The following is a 21,120-nucleotide window of genomic DNA, read 5'->3' on the forward strand; positions in this document are numbered from 1 at the left end:
CGCGGAGGAGGCGGGCGGGACCGGAAGGGAGTCGGCTAGTTCGTGCGGATCGTCAGGCGCGTGCCGGGATACAGGGTCATGTTCGGCTTGATGTCGTTCAGCGCGCAGATCTCGTCGACCGTGACGCGGTACTGGGTCGCGATCCGCGTGAGGCTCTCGCCGCGACGGACGGTGTGCACGACCTTCTCGGCGGCCTGGGCCTGAGCCTGCATCGCGGCGCCGCCGCGCGCCGGGATCGTGAGGCGCTGGCCGACCTGCAGGGTGGAGTTGACGCGGATGCCGGAAGCGCTCGCGACCGCCTGGGGGGTCGTCCCGTACCGGCGCGCGATCGACGCGAGCGTGTCGCCGCGACGGACGCGGTACGCGACGGCGCCGCCGTCCCGCCGCAGGTCCGAAGCCTTCTTGGGGGAGGACGCCTTCGCGAGAGCCACCGGGGCCGTCCCACCGGGAATCGTGAGCCACTGTCCGGCGCGAGGCACGGACTTGCGGCCCATGCCGTTCGCCTCGCGCAGCTCCGAGGTCGTCACCCCGTAACGACGCGCGATCGAGGTGATCGTCTCCCCCTTGCGGACCTTGTGGCGGACCTCGGCGAGCCTCTCGCTGTCGGGGAGGTCCTTGAGGGCCGCGAGCGTCCGCTCGGCGCTGCCGACCGGCACCCTCACCGTCGTCGTCTCGTGCGGCGGGGTCACCTGGCGGCGCAGGTGCGGGTTGAGATAACGAACCGTCTCGAGATCGCTCTCGGCGAGCCGGGCGATCGTCTTGAGATGGACCGCGCCTTCGACGGAGACCGTCTCGAACCGGAGCGGCGCGTCGGGATTCGTCTCGAACCCGTACTTGCCCGGATCCTTCGCGATGACCGTCGCCGCGAGGATCGCGGGGACGTAGTTCTTCGTTTCCCGGTACAGGGAGTTGGTCTTGGCCAGCTCCCAGAACGTCTTGGGGCCGAGCCGGTTCAGCGCTCGCTGGATGCGCCCCTCGCCGGTGTTGTACGCGGCGAGGGCGAGGTACCAGTCGCCGAACATTCCGTAGAGGTCCTTGAGGTAGCGGGCGGCGGCCCGCGTCGCCTTCTCCGGATCGGAGCGCTCGTCGACGTAGGCGTCGATGCGAAGTCCGTAGCGGCGCCCCGTCCCGGCGATGAACTGGAAGATCCCACGCGCCTTCGCGCGCGAATACGCCGTGACCTTGAAGGCGCTCTCGACGTGAGCCATGTAGGCGAGGTCGCGGGGGACCCCTTCCTCGTCGAAGACGCGGTGGATCATTTCGAGATAGCGGCCCGATCGATCGAGGCTGTTCTGGAAGAACTCGCGGTGACGCCCGGTGAAGTAGTCGACGTAGGCGAGGACGCGCGGGTTGATCTCCACGGGGAAGTCGAACGCGACCGGGTTCTCCTCGACGAGGTCGCGCTCCTTCTCGATCTCGGCCTCGGTGGGCTCCACCGGCGTGTCGGCGATGTCGTCGAGCGGGGAGGCTTCCACGGGCTCGCCGGGCGTCGGTTCGCCTTCCTCCTCGGCCGCCGCGGCCTGGAGCTCTTCGATCGCCGCCGTGTCGGGGGCGCCGGGAGCCAGGATCTCCCGGGCGGCGCGCTCCTGAGCCGCCGCCTCGTCGGCGTCGCCGCTCTGCCGGGCCTGATCGGCGGCGGCGAGATGGGCGAGCGCCGCCAGTCGCTGCGCGTCGGTCGGGTCCGCGGGGGCGGCGGGGGGTGCGGGGGTTGCGGGGGCAGTCGGTGCGGGGGCAGGCTCCGGGGTGGAAACCGGTGCCTTCCCGTGCAGGGCGCACCCTGCGAGGGGCAGGGCGGCAAACAGGAGAAACGCCGAGGACAGCTTGGAAAAGCCTCGCGCCCCCCGCTGCTGTCGCTCCATGGGTCCTCCGGCTCAGGGTCAACACGCCGCCGAAACCGGCGACTCCATAGGTTCGGGCGGGGCAAATCTTAGGTGCCGCCCCCCCCAGTGTCAAATCTCAACCACCCTAAAACCCTAGTGTTCTCCTAGACTTAAACCTTTCCGGGTCCGAGGCGCGGGAATCTTCGTCCTACTTCCGCCTTTCGTATTGACAGCCCCTCCCTCGCTCGCCTACCCTCCCGCTCGGTTTCGTCGCGTCCCGAACACCCCGCCTCCCCGGAGAGTTCCCCATGGCGCTGGATCTCAAGGACCGTCTGAAGGCGATGGACCTCGCCGTCTCCCAGATCGAGAGACAGTTCGGCAAGGGCTCCATCATGAAACTCGGCGACCGCCAGCAGGTGGATGTCGCCGCGATCTCCACGACCTCCCTCTCGGTCGATTTCGCGCTCGGCGTGGGCGGGATCCCCCGCGGCCGCGTCGTCGAGATCTTCGGACCGGAATCCTCGGGCAAGACGACGCTCGCGCTGCACATCGTCGCCGAGACCCAGAGGCTCGGCGGCATCGCGGCGTTCATCGACGCCGAGCACGCCCTCGATCCCGAATACGCCGGCAAGCTCGGCTGCGACACCGACAACCTCATGGTCTCTCAACCCGACTCCGGCGAGCAGGCCCTCGAGATCGCCGAGATCCTGATCCGCTCGGGCGCCGTCGACCTCGTCGTCGTCGACTCGGTCGCCGCGCTCGTCCCGAAGGCCGAGCTCGACGGCGAGATGGGCGATTCGCACGTCGGCCTGCAGGCCCGACTCATGTCGCAGGCGCTGCGCAAGCTCACCGGCATCGTCTCGAAGAGCAAGACGGCGCTCGTCTTCATCAACCAAATCCGCGACAAGATCGGCGTGATGTTCGGCAGCCCCGAGACGACGACGGGCGGACGCGCGCTGAAGTTCTACGCGTCGATCCGCATCGACATCCGCCGCATCGGCGCGATCAAGGAGGGCGAGGAGACCACGGGGTCCCGCACCCGCCTGCGCGTCGTCAAGAACAAGGTCGCCCCGCCGTTCCGCTCGGCGGAGTTCGACATCCTCTACGGCGAAGGCATCTCGAAGGAAGGCGACCTGATCGACCTCGGGATCGCGCACAAGCTCGTGGACAAGTCGGGCTCGTGGTTCTCCTACGGTGAGATCCGCCTGGGCCAGGGCCGGGAAAACGCGCGGCAGTTCCTGAAGGACAACCCCGAGCTCGCGACCGAGCTCGACCGGAAGCTCCGGCAGACGCTGGGGCTGGTGAAGGGGAACGGCGCCGAGGCTCCCGCCGCCGTGGAGGCGCCGAAGGCGGCCCCCGCGATCGTCGAGGCGCGCCCGAGACCCGCGGCCCGTCCGTCCTGATCCGCCGCCGTTCTTGACGATTCGCGAGGCCGCGTGCCACCATGCGCGGCCTCGCGCGCAGCTCCCGTGGCTCGGTAGCTCAGTTGGTAGAGCGAGGGACTGAAAATCCCTGCGTCGCTGGTTCAATTCCGGCCCGAGCCACCAACTCGAACCTTCAAGCCCCCATCGCTCCCGGCCAGAAGGGCATCTCGTCGGTGAGGGTCTCGCGATCGCACCGCTTCGGGATTTCGCCGCGCCGCACGCTCTCGAGCCGGCGGTCGAGCTTGGCCTGCTGCTCCTCGAGCGAACCGTAGCTGTGGTTCAGCTCCGCCGGGTCGAGGGGCCTGCCTTCGCTGCCGGCGTACTCCGCGCCGAATCGCGCCGCGAACGCCTCCGCGTGAGCGTCGTGCATCTGGCGCAGCGCGAGAAGGACGCGCCCGTCCGGCGTACGGCGCGGCGTCCCGGCCGCGAGACTGAGGTACCACCGGATCGCCGAGGAAGCGGCGAGGGCCACCCCGTCGGCATCGTCGAAGTAGAAACGGTTCATCATCGCCCCTCCTCCTTTCCACCCCGGCGCGTGTCGATCGTCCGGCGCGCCGCGCGTCGCATCCCCCGGATCTCCTCGAGCATCGCGAGCACTTCTTCCCGGTCGGCGCGCACACGCTCCGCCTCGGCGCGCACGCGCTCGAGCAGCCCCCCGTCGTCGAGCCAGTGACGGATCAGGTCGCGCACGAGCGACGCGACCGGGCGCCCTCCCGAGCGTTCCCTCAGCCGCTCGAGCTCGTCGCGCCGGAGCCGCACCCCGAGCAACACGCCGAGGCGGTCGGCCTCGGGGCGCGGCTTGGGACCCGGCTTCGCGCGTCGCGCTCGCATGCACGACCGCGTTATATCACAATCGAATAATGTTATACGACATTAAACGCACACGAACGCGGCGCGGCTTCCGGCGACTCCTCCGGGCTCGGGATTACTCGATCGGGCCGGACGGGCGGATCGGGTCCTGGGGGGCGGCTCCGCGCGACCGCAGCAGGCCGTAGGCGAGCACGAGCGCGAACCAGATCGCGAGGGAGATCAGCACGGTCGTCATCGTTCGGTCTCCGGGACGAGGGTTTCGGGGGCGCGGGCCGACGCCTCGCGCGCCCGGGCGACCCGGCGCGCGATCTCCATCGTGACCGGCCCGGGGACGCCGCGCCCGACGCGGCGGCCGTCCACGGCGAGCAGCGGGCGCACGCCGCGCAGGCTCGACGTGAGGAACGCCTCCTCGGCGCGCAGGAGGCGCTCCATCCGGACGCGACCTTCGTGGATGCTCAGGCCCATCGCGCGTGCCGCGTCGAGGGCGTGGGCGCGTGTCGTTCCCGCGAGAACCCCTTCCCGCGGCGACGCGGTGAACAACGCCCTGCCCCCCACGAGGAACAGGTTGCTCGCGCACCCTTCGAGCAGATGCCCGCGCGCGTTGCGCCAGAGCCCTTCGTCGGCGCCTCGGCGACGGGCTTCCTCGAGGCCGAGCGCGAACGGGCCGTAACTCGTCGACTTCACTCCGCCGAGCGGGTCCGCCACGCTTCGGGACCAGGGGAGCACGACCGCGGTCGCCGGCCGTCCCTCCTCCTCCGGGCTCATCGCGCCGCCGAACACCGCCCAGTGGCCGCCGCGCACGGCGAGGATCTTCATCCACCCCGTCCCCGCCCCGGCGTGCGCCGCGTAACCGAGGCAGGCGGCGACGAGCACCTCGGGCTCCGGGAGCGGCACTCCCAAGCGCGCCGCGCTCGCTCCCAGCCGGGCCACGTGATCGTCGAGGTCGAGCACGCGCCCCTCGCGGACGGCGAGCGTCTCGAAGACGCCGAGCCCCGACTGCACGGACGGATCGGCGAGGGGGAGCGAGGCCTCCCCGGGGGCGACCCACCGGCCGTCGAACAGGACCGCGCCTTCGGGGACCGGAAAACTCAACGGGCCTCCTCGGGATCCCGACCGAACACGCGCAGGATCGCCCGCGCCTTCGCGTTCGACTCTTCCCACTCGCCGCGAGGGTCCGAGTCCGCGGTCACGCCGCCGCCCGCACCGATCGATGCGACCCCGCGTTCCAGGACGACCGATCGTATCAGGATGCTGGAGGCGGTGCTGCCGTCGTCGGCGAACCAGAACAGGCTTCCGGTGTACCAGCCTCGGGGAACGGGCTCGAGCTCGGCCAGGGCCTCGCGCGCCGCGAGCTTCGGGGCACCGGTGATCGATCCACCGGGGAACACCGCCCGCACGAGTTCCCCCGGGCCGACCTCCGCACGCAGCAGGCCCTCGACCCGAGCGACGAGATGGTGGACCGCCGGGTAGGTTCGCAAGGCCGCGATCTCCGGCACCCTCACGCTCCCGGTCTCGCAGACGCGACCGAGGTCGTTCCGTTCCAGGTCGACGATCATCACGAGCTCGGCACGGTCCTTCTCCGAAGCGAGGAGCGCCGCGGCCGCGGCGGCGTCGGAGGCGGCGTCGTCGCCGCGGGGACGGGTTCCCTTGATCGGGCGGGTCGTGACGCGCCCCTCGCGATCGACGTCGACGAACACCTCCGGCGAGACCGACGCGAGCGACGCGTGCGAGGTCTCGAGAAACGCCGCGCGGGGCGCAGGCCCCGCCTCGAGGAGCGCCCGCCACGCCGCAAAGGGGTCCCCGTCGAAACCGATCTCGAAGCGTTGCGTGAGGTTCGCCTGATAGAAGTCCCCCAGCGCGATCCGCGAGCGGATCCGCTCGACGGCGGCCTCGTAGCGCTCCCGCGGAAGACTCGTGCGCAACGGGCCGCGCGCGTGGAAGGCGCCCGGCTCGCGCGCCGGTGCCGACGAGACGCGCGCTCGGGCCCGGCGAAGCGTCGGAGGATCCGTGGCCACGATCTCGGGCTGCCCCGAGGTCCACGTCAGGGCGGCGTCCACCTCGAGCGCCAGGCAGGTTTCGGCGGATTCGTAGGCGAACACCGCCGCCACCCCGGTCCCGGAGGGCCCGCCGCGACGGCGTCGCTCGCGGACCCGCCGGTCGATCCGATCGAGCGGGATCGTCGCGGCCGCGGCGCGCTCGATCGCGACGAGCGAGGGCCACGCGCCGTCGTAGGCCGGGTCGCCCGAAAACACGAGGCTCGGAAGGTGCGGCTCGCGCAGCGCCGACGCGGCCTCGATGGCGGACCGCAGCGCCGGGTGCAACGTCAGGCGTACTTGCGAAGCAGGCCGACCACGACGCCCTGCACCTGAACCCGGTCCGCGGCGACCACGATCGGCTGCATCGCCGGGTTCGACGGCTCGAGGCGCACGTTGGCCCCGTCGCGGAAGATGCGCTTGAGGGTCGCGTCGGTCCCGTCCACGAGGGCGACGACCGTCTCGCCGTCCCGCGCGACGCGCCGTTCCTCGATGATCACGTAGTCGCCGTCGCGGATCGAGTCGCCGACCATCGAATCGCCCTGGATCTTCAGCACAAACGTGCGGCCCCGGCCCGCGACGAGGTCCGAGGGAACGCAGATGGTCTCGGTGGTCGGGATCGCCTCGAGCGGGCGTCCCGCAGCGATCGTCCCCATCAGCGGGAGCTCCATCGCGCCCCGCCTCGAGGCGTCGTCCGCCAGCTCGATCGATCGGTTCTGATTCCACACCCGCCGGACGAGCCCCTTCTCCACCAGATGCGAGACGTGTTTGTGGACGGTCGCGACCGAGGAGAGGCCGAGCTCCCGGCCGATCTCCTCGAGGCTGGGCGAGTAGCCGTTGCGCTGGATGAAATCGCGGACGACATCGAGAACCTCGCGCTGGCGTCGCGTGAGCGCCATGGACCACCTCCTGGACGTAGCCAAGGCTAGGCGAACACGGGACGAAACTCAACCCCGTCGCGGAGCCTTTTTTGCCGGGTCACCGGGCGCGGGGTATATTCCGGCGCCTTCCCCGGCTTGAGGAGACAACCCGTGCGCCCGACCGGCACCCCCCGCGCCGCTGCGGCGATCGCCGCGTGCTTCCTGATCTCCCTCCCCTCGTGGGCTTCCCCGGACGAAGCGGCGTGGACGCCGCCGACCGCGGAGCAGCTCGCCGCGCGCGAGCGGATCCGGCCCGCCGTCGAGGCGATCCTCCGGGACCTGCGCAATCCGCCGGACGGTCTCGAAGGCCGTTTCTTCGGCGCACGGAACCTCCGCAAGCTCGTTTCGATCGGCCCCGACGTCGCGCCGTTTCTCGAATCGGAGCTCGAGCTGCCCGACCGCTTCACGTTCAACATCGCCGCGCTGGCGCTCGGCCTGCTGGACACGCCCGGCGCGGCCGACGCGCTCCGGCGCGCCGACGACCTCGCCGATCGCGAGGGCGGTCCATGGGGCGTCGACCGCCGGACGATGGCGCTTCTCGGGCTCGCGGCCGCCGGAGAAACCGACGCCCTCACCCGCGCGCTCGCGGGGGCCACGGACATCAGCGCCTTCGAGTTCACCCCGCACCTCCCGCTGCTCTCCCCTCTCGCCCTCTACACGTACCCCGCGAGCTACGAGGTCCTGCTCGCCCAGCTCGAGCAGCGCGCCGCTCCCGACGCGGCGGACCGCGGCAAGCTCGGGCGGGTGATCGAGGCCCTCGGGAGTCTCGGCGATCCCAGGGCGCTCCCGAAGATCCTCCCCTTCGCCGCCGATTCCGACGTCGCCGTGCGTCGGGAGGTCGCGCGGGCGCTCGGACGGATCGGGGAAGCCTCTTCCGTTCCGACCCTGCTCCCCCTCGTCCGCGACGGCGACTGGTTCGTCGCGCGCAACGCCGCGTGGTCTCTCGCCCGCATCCGCCCGAAAGAGCAGGCGGGCGCGGTCGCCGCGCTGCTCGACGTCGTCCAGGACACCGAGTGCCGCGTGCAGCTGTACCGGGCCGTCGAGGGGGCGCTCGGCGCCAAGGCGTTCGACGTCCTCAAGTCCCACGCCGGCAGGCCGGACTTCATCGACCGGACGAATTGGCTGCGGACGATGGGGGCCACCGGCGACCGGCGCGTGGTGGCGATGGCCCGCGCGGCGCTCGCGGACCCCGACGGCGAGGTCGCGATCGGGGCGGTCGAGGTCCTTCGCGACCTCGGCGGAGACGGGGCGATCGACACGCTGCTCGTGGTCGCCGCCACGCGTCCGTGGACCCTCGCCAAGCCCGCGATCGACGCGCTCGTCGAACGGAGCGAGGCCCGGGTCGCGCCTCGCGTCGCGGATCGTCTGTTCCGCGAGATCCTCGCCAGCCCGATCACGGACGTCACCAAGGTGACGCCCATGCGGCAGATGCTCGACGTCCTCGTCGAGTTCGGGTACGTCGAGCCCGCCGCCCGGCTCCGCCAGGCTTCCGGCGAGCAGGTCGACGGGATCGCCGCGGCGTTCCTGCGCTCGGCGGCGAACCGCCTGGACCGCATCCGCGAGATCGGAAGCGACGTCGCCGGCTGGTCGGCGCTCCTGATCTCCCCCGAGGCGGACATGCGCGAGCTGGCCGCGCAGCGCCTCGCCCGCATCGGAGGCCCGGCCGCCTTCGCCGCGCTCGAGACGCGGTTCGCCACCGCAGGACCCGACGACCGCGAGACGATCCTGACGGCACTCGCACGTCATCCGCAGCCGGCGGCGGCGGTTCTCGCCGAGCGGGTGCTCGACGACCCCGCCTTCGACGACGTCGAGACGACGCCGATCCGCGCGACGGCGGCCTGGGCCGCACGGAGGATCGGCGGGCCGGCCATGACCGAGGCGCTCGCACGCTCGGCGTCGCGCACCGAAGGGCTCGACCTTCCGACGCTCGTGTATTGGGCGCAGCTCGCCGGCGCCAAGTCCCTCGAGAGCATCGACCGGCTCCGGCTGCGCCGACTGCGGCATTTCTCCGGCCACCGGGGCGAGGAGCAGCAGTTCGTGGACGAGATCGTGTCCGATCTTCGCGCGGGGCGCTCGATCGCCGAGTTCGACGTTCCGCCGTGGGCGCTCCACCGGCACTGAACGCCCCGCTCAGGCCTCCGACAGGGCGGGCGCGGCGGGCTCCGCGGGCGTCTCCGGCCGGAACTCCCCCGCACGGTAGGCGCGGTTGAACGCCTCCACGATGCGTTCCTCGAACGCGACGCCCTTGAGCTCGTTGATCCGCGCGACGGCGGCCTCGAAGGTCATCCCCTTCTGGTAGGGACGGTCGGTCGTCATCGCGTCGAAGCTGTCGGCGACGGCGATGATCCTCGCCATCAGCGGGATCGCGTCTCCCTGGAGGTTGTCGGGGTAACCGCCGCCGCGCCATCGCTCGTGGTGGCTGCGCAGCCCGGGGATGATGGACTGCATCTTCTTGATCGGGGCCATGATCTGCGCACCCAGCACGGTGTGCTGCTTCATCACCTCGAACTCGGGCGCGGTGAGCGGAGCGGGTTTCTTCAGGATCGCGTCGTCGACGCCGATCTTGCCGACGTCGTGCAGCAGCGAGGCCACGTGGATGTCCGCGAGATCCTGCGAGCCGAGACCGGCGTACCTCGCGAGCACCACGGAATACCGGTTCACGCGCACGGAGTGGCCGCGGGTGTAGGGGTCCTTCGCGTCGATGGCGGTCGCGAGCGCCCGCGCGGTGCCGAGAAACAGCTCGTTGTTCTCCTCGGCGGCGCGCCTCAGGCGGCGGATGACCTCCTCGAGCTCGGCCGCCATCGCGTTGAACGTCTCCGCGAGCTCCCCGATCTCGTTGCGCGCGCGCACGTCGACGCGCACCGAGAAGTCCCCCTTCGCGAACGCCCGCGAGGCCTCGGCGAGCCGGTCGATGGGGTTGGACAGCCGCCCCGCGAAGACGACCGCCGCGAGAATGGCGAAGCTGATCGCCAGGAGCGCCCATCGCGCGGCCTCCTCGATCATCTGATGCACGCGCTCGTAGAGCTGGCTCTCGCGCGCCTGCACGAACACCCCCCAGCCGTCGCGGGTCAGCTCGTACGAGCCGAGATACCACTCGGGCGCTCCCCCGTCGCTCCACAGGAACGGCATCGTCTCGGTCTGGAGCCCCGCGCGATCGCGAAACCGCTTGACGATCCCCGAGCGGGGCGAGAGGTCGTCCCCGGGTGAGGCGCCGAGCAGGTTGCGGCTGGCGAACAACCTTCCCGAGCGGTCGACGGCGAAAACCGCCTGCCCCGAGCCGCGCCCGGCGACGACGGCATCCCAGACTCCCTGGAGGTCGACGACGGCGTAGAGCGCCCCCCGGAAGACGCCTCCCGCGAGCACCGGCGCGGTGAGCAGGACGACCGAACGCGGCGGGTCGGCGGGGAGCACGACCGGCGGCGACACGGCCACCGCGTCGGCGTCGACGGGGCGGTGGTTGGCCAGGCCTTCGGCGACCTTGACGAACCCCTCGAGGAAAGCCGGCTCGAGCTCCGCAGGGACGTCCGCGTCGCTCGCCGAGGCGACCTCGAGTTGCTTCACGTCGCTGTAGCGCAGGAGGAGGATCCGGTCGTCCGAGAACTCGGAGAGCAGGCGCCGCGCGCGCGTCTCGGCGTCGCCGGGCGCGGGTCCGATCTCGCCTCCGAGCAATCGGGACAACCCGAGGAGCTGCGCCCGCAGGCCGCTGAGGTGGGTATCGAGCTGCCCCGCGATCGTCGAGGCGAGCATGAGCTGGGATTCCTGCTGCGACGTCTTGAGATGTTCCTTGCTCGAGTCGATCAGCTTCCAGGAGATGACGGCGAGCGGAGCCAGGCCGACCGCGAGCAACACCGCGAGCAACGCGAACAGGATTCGCCCTCTCCGCTTGTTCGGAAGCGTCAGCTTCACACGTCTCCCCGCGGGCACGCGGCCGGGGGGAATATGGGGTCCGGCGTTCCCGTGAGCAATCGCCCTTGCCCCGCCGGCGTCGTCACCGCTAAAGTCCGCGTTCCCTTGATCTTGTCCTTGTACGACGTCGCCGCCTCCGCCTCCCGGGCGCTCGCCTGGGTCTGGGCCGCGTGGGCGTCCCGGAGCGCGGCCGGCGCGCGGGAATGGGACGAGCGGCTCGTTCGGATCCTCCCGGCGGTGCCCCCCGGGTCGATCTGGATCCACGGGGCGTCGCTGGGGGAGGCGCGGCTCTCCGCGATCCTCGCCGGGGAACTTCGCGCGCGACTCCCGGGAACGGCCGTCGTCGTCTCGGCGCTGACCCCCGCCGGACGGGCGGCGCTCCCCGGCCCCCCGAAGGCCGACGCCGCGTTCTACTTCCCCATCGACGCGCGCCCCCTGCAACGACGCCTCCTCGACGCGCTGCGCCCCTCGGCGATCGTGCTCGTCGAGACCGAGTTGTGGCCCTCGCTGCTTCGCGAGGCGGCGTCGGCCCGCGTTCCGGTGGTGATCGCGAACGCGCGCCTTTCTCCCGAGCGGATGACGCGATACCGGCGGCTCGAGTCGCTCTACCGGCCCCTGCTCGGGGGGATCGCCGCGATCGCCGCCGCCGGCGAGGCGGACGCGTCCCGCCTGCTCGCCCTCGGCGCGCCCGCCGCGCGGACCGCGGTCGCCGGGAACCTGAAGTTCGACCTCCCCGCCCCCACGCTCTCCCGGCGGGAGGTGCGCGCCGCGCTCGGTTGGGACGCCTCGATCCCGGTGGTCGCCGCAGGCTCCACCGGCGAGGGGGAGGACGGCCCCGTCCTCGATGCGTTCCTCCGGCTTCGAACGGCGCATCCGGACGCGCGCCTGGTGCTCGCCCCGCGCCACGCGGAGCGCTTCGACGCGGCGGAGCGCGAGGCCGCCTCCCGCGGGTTGCTCGTCCACCGCCTGTCCCGCGGCGAACGCGCCGCACCGGACGCCGCGATTCTCCTCGTGGACGGGCTGGGACGGCTCGCGACGCTGTACGCCGCCGCCGACGCGGCGTTCGTCGGGGGGAGCCTGGTGCCGGTGGGCGGCCACAACCTCCTCGAGCCCGCGGCGGCGGGCGTCCCCGTGCTCTTCGGACCGCACACCCACCACGTCGCGGAGATGGCGCAGGTCCTGGAAGCCGAAGGCGCCGCACTGCGGGTGACGGACGCGGGGGCGCTCGGCGACGCATGGGAGCGCCTGATCGACGACCCCGATGCCCGCGCCCGGCAGGCGGCGGCGGCGGAGCGCGTGATGGAGCGCCACCGCGGCGCCCTCGATCGGACGGTGGATCGGATCCTCGGGGTGCTCGCGTGACCCCCCCGCGCTCGGAGACGCTCGCCCGCGCGCTCGCGCCCCTGTCGGCGCTGTGGGGACTCGTCGTCGCCCGGCGGAACCGTCGGTTCGATCGCGGCGAAGGGGTCCATCGCGCGGCGGTTCCGGTCGTTTCGGTGGGGAACCTCGCCGTCGGCGGGACCGGGAAGACGCCGATGACCGCGTGGCTCGCCGCCCGGCTCGCCGCGCGCGGACGTCGGAGCGCGATCGTCACCCGGGGGTACGGCGGTCGAGCCGGCGTCGGGCCACTCGACGTGTCCCGGGGGGGAGGACCTCTCGTCGACGCGGCCGTCGGCGGCGACGAGCCGGTCCTGCTGGCGCGCCTGACCTCCGCCGTCGTGGTCGCCGGGTCCGACCGCGTCGCGGGGGCCCGGCGCGCCGTCGAGCTCGGGGCGGACGTCGTGATCCTCGACGACGGATTCCAGCACCGACGGCTCGATCGCGACCTGGACGTGGTGCTGCTCGACGCGGCGAGCCCGTTCGGCAACGGGAGACTGCTCCCGGCGGGCCCGCTCCGGGAGCCGCCCTCCTCGCTCGCCCGGGCGGGAATCGTCGTTCTCACGCGCTGGAGCGGAGAGGCGCCCCCGGCCGGCATCGCGGCGCCCGTCGTTCGGGCCCGGCACCGCAACGCGGGGTTCCGCGACGCCGCGGGGCGCGAGGTCCCCGCCCCCGGGCGCGCGTTCGCCTTCTGCGGCATCGCCCGACCCGCGAGCTTCCTCGACTCGCTTCGCGGGGCCGGCGTCGAGATCGCGGGGACGCGTGCCTTCCCGGACCACCATCGGTTCGACGCCGCGGACCTTCGCGCGTTGGCCGATGGCGCGCGCGAGCGAGGCGCGGCTATCGTCACGACGATGAAGGATCTCGTGCGCCTGTCGGGGGCGCTCCCGGACGTGATCGCCCTCCACGTGGAGCTCGACGTCGTCGATCCCGACCCGCTCGAGGCCGCCCTCGACGCGGTGACCGGGAGGTGGCGTTGAACCCCGTTCGCGCGGCGGGCGAAGCCGCGGCCTTCCACGTGCTCCTGAGGGTCGCGCGGTGGCTCCCCCGCCCGCTCTGGATCGGCCTCGGTGCCGCGACCGGCGACCTCGCCCGGATCCTCGATCGCCGGCACACGCGGATCGCGTACGAGAACCTGCGACTCGCCTACGGGGACGCCCTCGACCCGGCGGAGGCGGACCGGATCGTCCGGGAGTGCTGGCGGCACTTCGGCCGGATCACCTTCGACGCCCTGGCCTTCCCGCAGCTCTCGGAGGCGGCGGCGGGCTCGATCGTGAGCTACGAGGGGCTGGAGCACGTCCGCGCGGCCTACGCCCGGGGAAAGGGCGTGCTGGTGTTCTCGGGACACTACGGCCACTGGGAGCTCAGCGCGGTGATGCAGGGCCATCTCGGCCTGCCGCTCGCACTCGTGACCCGTCCCCTCGACAACCCCCGCCTGGAGTCGATGCTCGCCGATCTCAGGACCCGCTCGGGTAACGTGGTCGTGCACAAGCGGCGCGCGGTACGCGAGATGGTCAAGGCCCTCGGCCGCGGGATGGGCGTGGCCATCGTGATCGATCAGGACGCGCGCGACTCGGGGATCTACGTCCCCTTCTTCGGCCGTCCCGCCTCGACGACGCCCACGCTGGCGGCGATCGCGCTGCGCACCGGGGCCGCCCTGCTTCCTTCGTTCTCCTACCCGCTCCCGGGGGGGAAATGGCGCGTGGTTTATGATCCCGAGGTTCCGGTGACGGCGACCGGGGATCGGGAGGCCGACGTGCGGAACCTCACCGCGACGTGCACCGCGATCCTCGAGCGGCGCGTGCGCGAGCGGCCGGAGTTATGGTTGTGGATGCACCGGCGCTGGAAGACGCAACCCGCGCCGGAAGGAGCGACCGGAAACCGATGAGTCGAAGGGCGATCTTCATGGACCGCGACGGGACGGTCTGCGACGAGGTCGGCTACGTCAACCACGTGGGCCGCGTGCGGCTGCTCCCGCGAAGCGCCGAGGCGGTGCGCCTGGCCAACGAGGCCGGTTTCCAGACCGTCGTGGTGACGAACCAGGCGGGGGTCGCGCGAGGTTACTTCGGCGACTGGCTCGTCGACGAGGTGCACGACCGCGTGCGCGCGCTCCTGGCGGAGGGTGGAGCGCGACTCGACGGCGTCTACTACTGCCCGCACCACCCCACCGTCGGCGACGCCCCGTGGCGCAAGGACTGCGACTGCCGCAAGCCGCGCCCCGGGATGCTGCTTCGCGCGCGCGACGAGATGGGGATCGACCTCTCCGGGTCGTACATCGTGGGAGACAGCGTGCGGGACATCGAGGCCGGCCACCGCGCGGGGGTCGTCCCGGTGCTCGTTCTGACCGGTTACGGCCGGGGCGAATGGGAGTACCAGCCCGAGCGCTTCACGGCCCGCCCGGCCCACGTCGCCGACGACCTGCTCGACGCCGTCCGCTGGATCCTCGAACGGGAGAGGAACGGCGCGTGACCGCAACGCGCCTGCTCGAGCTCGTCGCCGGCTTCCACGGCCGCCGGGTCGCGGTCCTCGCCGACCTCGTGGTGGACGAGTTCGTGCACGGGGAGATCGCGCGCGTGTCCCGCGAGGCGCCCGTGCTGATCCTGGAGCAGCGCGAGGTCGAGGTCGTCCCGGGCGGGGGCGGGAACGCCGTCGCCAACCTGCGCGCCCTGGGCGCCCACCCGCTCCCCGTCGGGGTCGTCGGTCCTGACGAGGCCGGCCTTCGGCTCGTGCGGCGCTTCGAGCGGGACCGCATCGACGCGTCGGGAATCCGCGCGGAGCGCGGGTACGCCACACCCGCGAAGAGTCGCGTGCTCGCCGGCGGGGTGCACACCCGCCGTCAGCAGATCGTCCGCGTCGATCGCGGGAACCGCCATGGCGAGCTCCCCACGCCGGTCGTCGCGCGCGTGGCATCGCGCCTGCGCCGGGCCTTGCGGGGCGCCGAAGGGCTGCTCGTCGCCGACTACGGTTACGGCGCCGCGACGCCGGCCCTCGTGCGCGCGGCGGGGGTTCCCGCGGCCGTCCCGCTCACGGTGGACTCGCGCGGCCGCATCGCCGGCTACCGGCGGGCCTGGGCCTGCACGCCCAACCAGGAAGAGGCCGAGAACGCCCTCGGGCTCGCTCCCCTGCGCACGGAGACCGAGGTCGAGTCCGCGGGGCGGGCGCTCCTCGACAAGACCGGGAACCGCGCGGTCGTGATCACGCGCGGCGCGCGCGGCATGAGCGTGTTCGAGCGCCGCGGCCGCGTCCGCCATCTTCCCGCGTTCGGCGACGGCGAGGTCGCCGACGTGACGGGGGCGGGCGACACCGTCATCGCGACCTTCACGCTCGCCCTGATCGCGGGAGGGACCTTCGTCGAGGCGGCGGCGCTCGCGAACTACGCGGCCGGCCTCGTCGTCATGAAATACGGGACCGCCACGATCTCCCCCGAGGAGCTCGCCGCGGCGGTGCGGGGGGACCTCGCGTGAAGCGCGTCGTGACGCTCCCGGAGCTGCTCGAGGCGATCGCACCCGCGCGGGCCGCGGGAAGGTCGGTTGCGATGGCCAACGGCCTGTTCGACCTCCTCCACGTGGGGCACCTGCGCTACCTCGAGGACGCCTCGCGCGAGGGGGACCTGCTCGTCGTCGCCGTGAACGCGGACGTCTCGTGCCGCGCGCTCAAGGGCCCCGACCGCCCGATCGTCCCGCAGGCGGAGCGTGCGGAGCTGATCGCGGGTTTCCGCTGCGTCGACTGGGTGGTGATCTTCGAGGAGCTCACCGTCGAGCCGCTGCTCCGGGCGCTGCGTCCGGACGTCCACTGCAAGGGGACGGACTACACGGCGGACACGGTCCCCGAGCGCGAGGTCGCGAAAGAGCTCGGCATCCGCGTCGCGATCACGGGCGACCCCAAGAGCCACGCGACCCGCGATCTGATCAAGCAGATCCGCGCATGAGGGGCCGGACCCTCTCCTACCCGCCGTAGATCTCCTGGAGCGAACGGACCTCGACCGGCCCGCGCCGGAGCGCGCGGATCGCCTCCACCATCGCGTGCCCTCCCGACATCGTCGTGATCAGCGGGATGCCCCGCTGGGTCGCGGTCGTGCGGAGGGATTTCTCGTCGAAGTAGGAGGCCTGGCCCAGCGGCGTGTTCAGGATGACGTGGATCTCGCCGTTCTTCATGAGATCGACCGCGTTGGGTCTCCCCTCGTTCACCTTGAAGACCTTCTCGCAGGCGATGCCCCGCGATCGCAGGAACTCCGCCGTGCCCGCGGTCGCCACGAGCTTGAACTCGAGCTCGGAAAGCGAACGGGCGATCGTCACGAGCCCTTCCTTGTCCTTGTCGTTCACCGTGACGAAGGCGGTTCCCTTCATCGGGAGCACCATCCCCGCCCCCGCCATCGCCTTGCCGAAGGCGACGCCGAACTCGGCCCCCGAGCCCATCACCTCACCCGTCGAGCGCATCTCCGGGCCGAGCACGGGATCCTCCCCCGGGAACTTGACGAACGGGAAGACGGAATGCTTGACGAACCGGGCTTTCAGCTCCGGCTCCTCGACGAGCCCGAGGTCGCGAAGCGTCCGGCCCACCATCACCTTCGTCGCGAGCTTCGCGATCGCGACGCCGGTCGCCTTCGCGACGAACGGCACGGTCCGGCTCGCGCGGGGGTTGACCTCCAGGACGTAGACCACGCCGTCCTTGATCGCGAACTGGATGTTCATCAGCCCCTTCACGCGCAAGGCCCGGGCGAGTCGATGCGCGTAGTCCCTCAGGATCTCCATCTTGCCGATGACCGTCGGGTGGTACGGCGGGAGGACGCAGGCGGAATCGCCGGAGTGGATCCCGGCCTCCTCGATGTGCTGCATGATCCCCGCGACGACGACGTCGGTGCCGTCCGACAGGGCGTCCACGTCGACCTCGAACGCATCCTCGAGGAAACGGTCGAGGAGAACGGGATGCTCCGGCGACGCCTCGACGGCGCGCCGCATCGTCTCCGCGAGCCCCGCCTCGTCGTGGGTCACGAACATCGCCCGGCCGCCCAGGACGTACGAAGGGCGCACGAGCACCGGGTAGCCGATCCTCGAGGCGATCGCCCGCGCCTCCTCCAGCGAACGCGCGGTCCCCCACTCCGGGGCCGGGATGCCGAGCTCGCGAAGCAGGGCGCCGAATCGCGCGCGATCCTCGGCGAGGTCGATCGAATCGGGCGAAGTGCCGAGGATCGGGACGCCGTGCGCCTGCAGCGGAAGGGCGAGCCCGAGCGGGGTCTGCCCGCCGAACTGGACGATCACTCCTTCGGGCTTCTCGATCTCGACGATCCGGAGCACGTCTTCGAGGGTGAGCGGCTCGAAGTAGAGCCGATCGGAGGTGTCGTAGTCCGTGGACACCGTCTCCGGATTGCAGTTCACCATGATCGACTCGATCCCCTCCTCGCGGAGGGCGAACGAGGCGTGGCAGCAGCAGTAGTCGAACTCGATCCCCTGGCCGATCCGGTTCGGGCCGCCGCCGAGGATGACGACCTTGCGCCGCGAGGTGGGCTCGGACTCGTCCTCCTCCTCGTAGGTCGAGTAGAGGTAGGGGGTCTCCGCCGCGAACTCCGCCGCGCACGTGTCGACGCGTTTGAAGACCGGCTCGATCCCGGAGGATTTCCGCCGCTCGCGCACCGCCCCTTCCGTCGTGCCGAGCAGGTGGGCGAGCTGACGGTCGGAGAACCCGAACCGCTTCGCCCGCTCGAGGAGCGAGACCGGAAGGGTGTCGAGCGCGAACGACCGCAGGCGCCCCTCGACGTCGACGATCTCCTCGATCTGCGCCAGGAACCACGGGTCGATCTTCGTGAGCGAGGCGATCGAGTCGACGGACATTCCGCTCTGCAGGGCGTACCGGATGTAGAAGATCCGCTCCCAGTTCGGGGTGAGCAGCTTTTCGCGCAGGCGGGACGGCTCCAGTCGGTCCTTGCCGTCGGCGCCGAGCCCGGCGCGCCCGACCTCGAGGGAGCGCAGGGCCTTCTGCAGGGCCTCCTTGAACGTGCGGCCCATCGCCATCGCCTCGCCCACCGACTTCATCTGGGTGCCGAGGACCGGGCTCGTGGACGGGAACTTCTCGAAGGCCCACCGCGGGATCTTCACGACCACGTAGTCGAGCGTCGGCTCGAACGACGAGGGCGTCGACTTCGTGATGTCGTTCCGGATCTCGTCGAGGGTGTAGCCCACGGCGAGCTTGGCCGCGATCTTGGCGATCGGGAACCCCGTGGCCTTCGAGGCGAGGGCCGAGGACCGGGAGACGCGCGGGTTCATCTCGATCACGACCATCCGGCCGTTCTCCGGATTGACCGCGAACTGGATGTTCGATCCGCCCGTCTCCACGCCGACCGCGCGGATCACGCGGATCGCCGCGTCGCGCATCGCCTGGTATTCCTTGTCGGTGAGCGTCTGCGCCGGGGCGACGGTGATCGAGTCCCCCGTGTGCACGCCCATCGCGTCGAAGTTCTCGATCGAGCAGATGACGACCACGTTGTCGTTGAGGTCGCGCATCAGCTCGAGCTCGTACTCCTTCCAGCCGAGCACCGACTCCTCGATGAGCACCTGGCTCACGGGGCTCGCGTCGAGGCCCTTCTCGACGACCTCGTCGAACTCCTCGACGTTGTACGCGATACCGCCGCCCGTCCCGCCCAGCGTGAAGGACGGGCGCACGATGGCCGGAAAGCCGACCCGCTTGAGCAGGGCGCGCGCCTCGTCGAGCGTCGTCGCGGTACCGCTGATCGGCGTCTCGAGGCCGATTCCCGCCATCGCCTCTTTGAAGAGCAGCCGGTCCTCGCCGATCCGGATCGCCTCGAGCTTGGCGCCGATGAGCTGGACCCCGTACCGATCGAGGGCCCCGCGCTCGCCGAGCGCCATCGCGAGGTTCAGCGCCGTCTGCCCTCCCACCGTCGGCAGGATGGCGTCCGGCCGCTCGCGCTCGAGGATCCGCTCGAGGAACTCCGGGTGCAGCGGCTCCACGTACGTCCGGTCCGCGAGCTCCGGGTCCGTCATGATGGTCGCCGGGTTGGAGTTGACGAGGACGACCTCGTACCCCTCCTCGCGCAGCGCCTTGCAGGCCTGGGTTCCCGAATAGTCGAACTCGCAGGCCTGTCCGATGACGATCGGGCCCGACCCGATCACGAGGATTCGGCGAATGTCGGTGCGCTTCGGCACGGTCGCGGTCTCCGTCGGTCAACAAAAAAAGAGGGAGCCCTGAGGCTCCCTCCGGATCGTCGGATCGGCTGGGCGCCGGGAGGGCAACTACGCCCCGCCCGACTTTCGGGGCGTCGATCCCGCGGCCTTGCCGGCGCGGGTCTTCGCCTTCGAGTCGGCCTTGACCTTCGGCGCGGCCTTGGGCTTCTTCGGAGCGGCCTTCTTCGCCGGCTTCTCCTCGGCCGCTTCGGACTTCTTGCCGGCCTTCGCCTTCTTCCCGGCCTTCGGCGCCTTGGCGGTCTTGTCCTTCTCGGGGGCCTCGACCTTGGTCGCCTTCGCCTCGGCGTCCACGAGCTCCACGATCGCCATCTCGGCGGCGTCGCCGCGGCGCGGCCCGAGCTTCACGATGCGGGTGTAGCCGCCAGGCCGCTGGGCGTACCGGGCGGACAGGGTGTCGAAGAGCTTGCCGACGACTTCCTTGTCGTGGACGTGCCGCAGCACCAGGCGGCGGGCGTGGAGCGTCTCGCGCTTGGCGAGGGTGAGCAGGCGCTCGGCGAACGGCCGCATCTCCTTCGCCTTCCCGAGCGTCGTCGTGATCCGCTCGTGGGCGAAGAGCTGGGTCGTCAGGTTCCGGAGCAGGGCCAGCCGGTGCGAGGAGGTCCTCCCGAGCTTACGGCCGGCGACGCGATGCTTCATGGATCGGCTCCCTGGTCGCGCGCGGTCAGCCGCGCGCCTTCAGCTTGCGCAGGTCGATGTTCATCCCCAGCGCGAGGTTCATCTCCGCGAGGATGTCCTTGATCTCGTTCAGCGACTTGCGGCCGAAGTTCTTGGTCTTGAGCATCTCGGCCTCGGTCTTGGTGACGAGGTCGCCGATGGTCTTGATGTTGGCGTTCTTCAGGCAGTTGTACGAGCGGACGGACAGCTCGAGCTCGTCCACCGAGCGGCTCAGCTGCTCGTACAGGCGCTCGTTGTCGTCGCCGCCGACGTCGATCAGCTCGTCGGAGGCCTCCTCGAAGTTGATGAAGATCGCCATGTGGTCCTTGAGGAGCTTCGCGCCGAGCGCGATCGCGTCCTGGGGGGTCACGGCGCCGTTCGTCCAGACCTCGAGGGAGAGCTTGTCGTATTCGGTCCGCTGCCCGACGCGGGCGTCCTCGACGACGTAGTTGAGCTTGCGGACCGGCGAGTGGACCGAATCCACCGGGATGTAGCCGATCCCCAGGTCGTCGTCGAAGTTGCGGTCGGCGCTGACGTACCCCCGGCCCCGCTTCAGGCGCATCTCCATCGCGATGCGACCCTCCTCGGAGAGGGTGGCGATCGGGGCGTCGGGATTGAGGATCTCGACCCCCGGCCCGGCCTGGATGTCCCCCGCGCGGACGACGCGGGGCCCCTCGGCCTGCACGGTCAACGTCTCGAGAGCGTCGCCGTGCATCCGGAAGGCGAGCTGCTTGAGGTTGAGGATGATGTCCGTCGTGTCCTCCACGACTCCCGGCACCGCCGAGACCTCGTGCAGGACGCCGTCGATCTTCACCGCGGTGATCGCCGCCCCCTCGATGGAGGAGAGCAGGATCCGGCGAAGGGCGTTGCCGATCGTCGTGCCGAACCCGCGCTCGAACGGCTGCGCGGAGAAGCGGCCGAAGGTCGGCGTGAGGGTTTCGCGCTCGACCTCGAGGCGCTTGGGCTTCTGGAATCCCTTC

At 71.4% G+C, this 21,120-nt stretch carries 17 protein-coding genes, 1 tRNA gene and 1 pseudogene; 9 read left to right on the forward strand and 10 right to left on the reverse strand.

Annotated features, from left to right (window positions below):
- Positions 1–35 precede the first annotated feature (35 nt).
- The gene (locus tag VF139_16100) at positions 36–1,859 is read right to left on the reverse strand and encodes a LysM peptidoglycan-binding domain-containing protein (protein ID HEX6852920.1); all 1,824 of its coding nucleotides are present in this window, start codon (positions 1,857–1,859) and stop codon (positions 36–38) included.
- 269 nt (positions 1,860–2,128) lie between these two features.
- Between VF139_16100 and recA the strand changes: the two genes are divergently transcribed.
- Entirely contained in the window at positions 2,129–3,223 is a 1,095-nt protein-coding gene (recA, locus tag VF139_16105; GenBank protein HEX6852921.1) for a recombinase RecA, read from the forward strand.
- 68 nt (positions 3,224–3,291) lie between these two features.
- Positions 3,292–3,367 (forward strand) — tRNA-Phe (locus VF139_16110).
- Between the two features lie 10 nt (positions 3,368–3,377).
- Here VF139_16110 and VF139_16115 read toward each other — a convergent pair.
- The 5 genes from VF139_16115 to lexA all read right to left on the reverse strand — a co-directional run bounded on the left by VF139_16115 (position 3,378) and on the right by lexA (position 6,986).
- Positions 3,378–3,749 (reverse strand): hypothetical protein, encoded by a 372-nt coding sequence (locus VF139_16115; protein ID HEX6852922.1) that lies wholly within the window; start codon positions 3,747–3,749, stop codon positions 3,378–3,380.
- On the reverse strand, positions 3,749–4,075 hold the full coding sequence (locus VF139_16120; GenBank protein HEX6852923.1) for a hypothetical protein: 327 nt from the start codon (positions 4,073–4,075) through the stop codon (positions 3,749–3,751). Before VF139_16120 ends, VF139_16115 begins: the two co-directional genes overlap by 1 nt.
- A gap of 210 nt (positions 4,076–4,285) precedes the next feature.
- Positions 4,286–5,146: an aminotransferase class IV gene (locus tag VF139_16125; protein ID HEX6852924.1), complete on the reverse strand. Its 861-nt coding sequence runs from the start codon at positions 5,144–5,146 to the stop codon at positions 4,286–4,288.
- The gene (locus VF139_16130) at positions 5,143–6,375 is read right to left on the reverse strand and encodes an anthranilate synthase component I family protein (protein HEX6852925.1); all 1,233 of its coding nucleotides are present in this window, start codon (positions 6,373–6,375) and stop codon (positions 5,143–5,145) included. Before VF139_16130 ends, VF139_16125 begins: the two co-directional genes overlap by 4 nt.
- Before the next feature lie 2 nt (positions 6,376–6,377).
- The gene (gene lexA, locus VF139_16135; GenBank protein ID HEX6852926.1) at positions 6,378–6,986 is read right to left on the reverse strand and encodes a transcriptional repressor LexA; all 609 of its coding nucleotides are present in this window, start codon (positions 6,984–6,986) and stop codon (positions 6,378–6,380) included.
- A gap of 132 nt (positions 6,987–7,118) precedes the next feature.
- On the opposite strand from lexA, the gene VF139_16140 reads away from it, so the two are divergent.
- On the forward strand, positions 7,119–9,128 hold the full coding sequence (locus tag VF139_16140) for a HEAT repeat domain-containing protein (protein ID HEX6852927.1): 2,010 nt from the start codon (positions 7,119–7,121) through the stop codon (positions 9,126–9,128).
- A gap of 9 nt (positions 9,129–9,137) precedes the next feature.
- Here VF139_16140 and VF139_16145 read toward each other — a convergent pair whose 3' ends face one another.
- A complete protein-coding gene (locus VF139_16145; protein HEX6852928.1) occupies positions 9,138–10,913 on the reverse strand; it encodes an HD domain-containing phosphohydrolase in 1,776 nt (591 codons plus the stop codon).
- A gap of 105 nt (positions 10,914–11,018) precedes the next feature.
- On the opposite strand from VF139_16145, the gene VF139_16150 reads away from it, so the two are divergent.
- Genes VF139_16150 through VF139_16175 form a run of 6 tightly spaced genes read left to right on the forward strand, consistent with a single transcriptional unit; the run spans position 11,019 to position 16,218 of the window.
- Entirely contained in the window at positions 11,019–12,275 is a 1,257-nt protein-coding gene (locus tag VF139_16150) for a glycosyltransferase N-terminal domain-containing protein (protein ID HEX6852929.1), read from the forward strand.
- Positions 12,272–13,270 (forward strand): tetraacyldisaccharide 4'-kinase, encoded by a 999-nt coding sequence (gene lpxK / locus VF139_16155; protein ID HEX6852930.1) that lies wholly within the window; start codon positions 12,272–12,274, stop codon positions 13,268–13,270. The genes VF139_16150 and lpxK overlap by 4 nt, the downstream gene beginning before the upstream one ends.
- The gene (locus VF139_16160; GenBank protein ID HEX6852931.1) at positions 13,267–14,178 is read left to right on the forward strand and encodes a lysophospholipid acyltransferase family protein; all 912 of its coding nucleotides are present in this window, start codon (positions 13,267–13,269) and stop codon (positions 14,176–14,178) included. Before lpxK ends, VF139_16160 begins: the two co-directional genes overlap by 4 nt.
- Positions 14,175–14,759: an HAD family hydrolase gene (locus tag VF139_16165; protein ID HEX6852932.1), complete on the forward strand. Its 585-nt coding sequence runs from the start codon at positions 14,175–14,177 to the stop codon at positions 14,757–14,759. Before VF139_16160 ends, VF139_16165 begins: the two co-directional genes overlap by 4 nt.
- The gene (locus VF139_16170) at positions 14,756–15,754 is read left to right on the forward strand and encodes a PfkB family carbohydrate kinase (GenBank protein ID HEX6852933.1); all 999 of its coding nucleotides are present in this window, start codon (positions 14,756–14,758) and stop codon (positions 15,752–15,754) included. Before VF139_16165 ends, VF139_16170 begins: the two co-directional genes overlap by 4 nt.
- On the forward strand, positions 15,751–16,218 hold the full coding sequence (locus VF139_16175) for an adenylyltransferase/cytidyltransferase family protein (protein HEX6852934.1): 468 nt from the start codon (positions 15,751–15,753) through the stop codon (positions 16,216–16,218). Before VF139_16170 ends, VF139_16175 begins: the two co-directional genes overlap by 4 nt.
- A 16-nt stretch (positions 16,219–16,234) precedes the next feature.
- Here VF139_16175 and carB read toward each other — a convergent pair whose 3' ends face one another.
- The 3 genes and pseudogenes from carB to VF139_16190 form a co-directional block, all read right to left on the reverse strand.
- The gene (carB, locus tag VF139_16180; GenBank protein HEX6852935.1) at positions 16,235–19,447 is read right to left on the reverse strand and encodes a carbamoyl-phosphate synthase large subunit; all 3,213 of its coding nucleotides are present in this window, start codon (positions 19,445–19,447) and stop codon (positions 16,235–16,237) included.
- 324 nt (positions 19,448–19,771) lie between these two features.
- A pseudogene (gene rplQ / locus VF139_16185) lies at positions 19,772–20,122 on the reverse strand (50S ribosomal protein L17).
- Positions 20,123–20,147: 25 nt separating this feature from the next.
- Positions 20,148–21,120 (reverse strand): DNA-directed RNA polymerase subunit alpha (locus tag VF139_16190; protein HEX6852936.1); only part of this gene is annotated, 973 nt, incomplete at its 5' end.

The sequence above is a fragment of the Candidatus Polarisedimenticolaceae bacterium genome (assembly GCA_036376135.1).
Taxonomy (GTDB): Bacteria; Acidobacteriota; Polarisedimenticolia; order Polarisedimenticolales; family DASRJG01; genus DASVAW01.

What these genes read in the sequence shown, in the direction of transcription:
- VF139_16100 (HEX6852920.1), bottom strand. Translation starts at nt 1,859, where the DNA reads ATGGAGCGACAGCAGCGGGGGGCGCGAGGCTTTTCCAAGCTGTCCTCG.
- VF139_16165 (HEX6852932.1), top strand. Translation starts at nt 14,175, where the DNA reads ATGAGTCGAAGGGCGATCTTCATGGACCGCGACGGGACGGTCTGCGAC.
- VF139_16115 (HEX6852922.1), bottom strand. Translation starts at nt 3,749, where the DNA reads ATGAACCGTTTCTACTTCGACGATGCCGACGGGGTGGCCCTCGCCGCT.
- lexA (HEX6852926.1), bottom strand. Translation starts at nt 6,986, where the DNA reads ATGGCGCTCACGCGACGCCAGCGCGAGGTTCTCGATGTCGTCCGCGAT.
- recA (HEX6852921.1), top strand. Translation starts at nt 2,129, where the DNA reads ATGGCGCTGGATCTCAAGGACCGTCTGAAGGCGATGGACCTCGCCGTC.
- VF139_16120 (HEX6852923.1), bottom strand. Translation starts at nt 4,075, where the DNA reads ATGCGAGCGCGACGCGCGAAGCCGGGTCCCAAGCCGCGCCCCGAGGCC.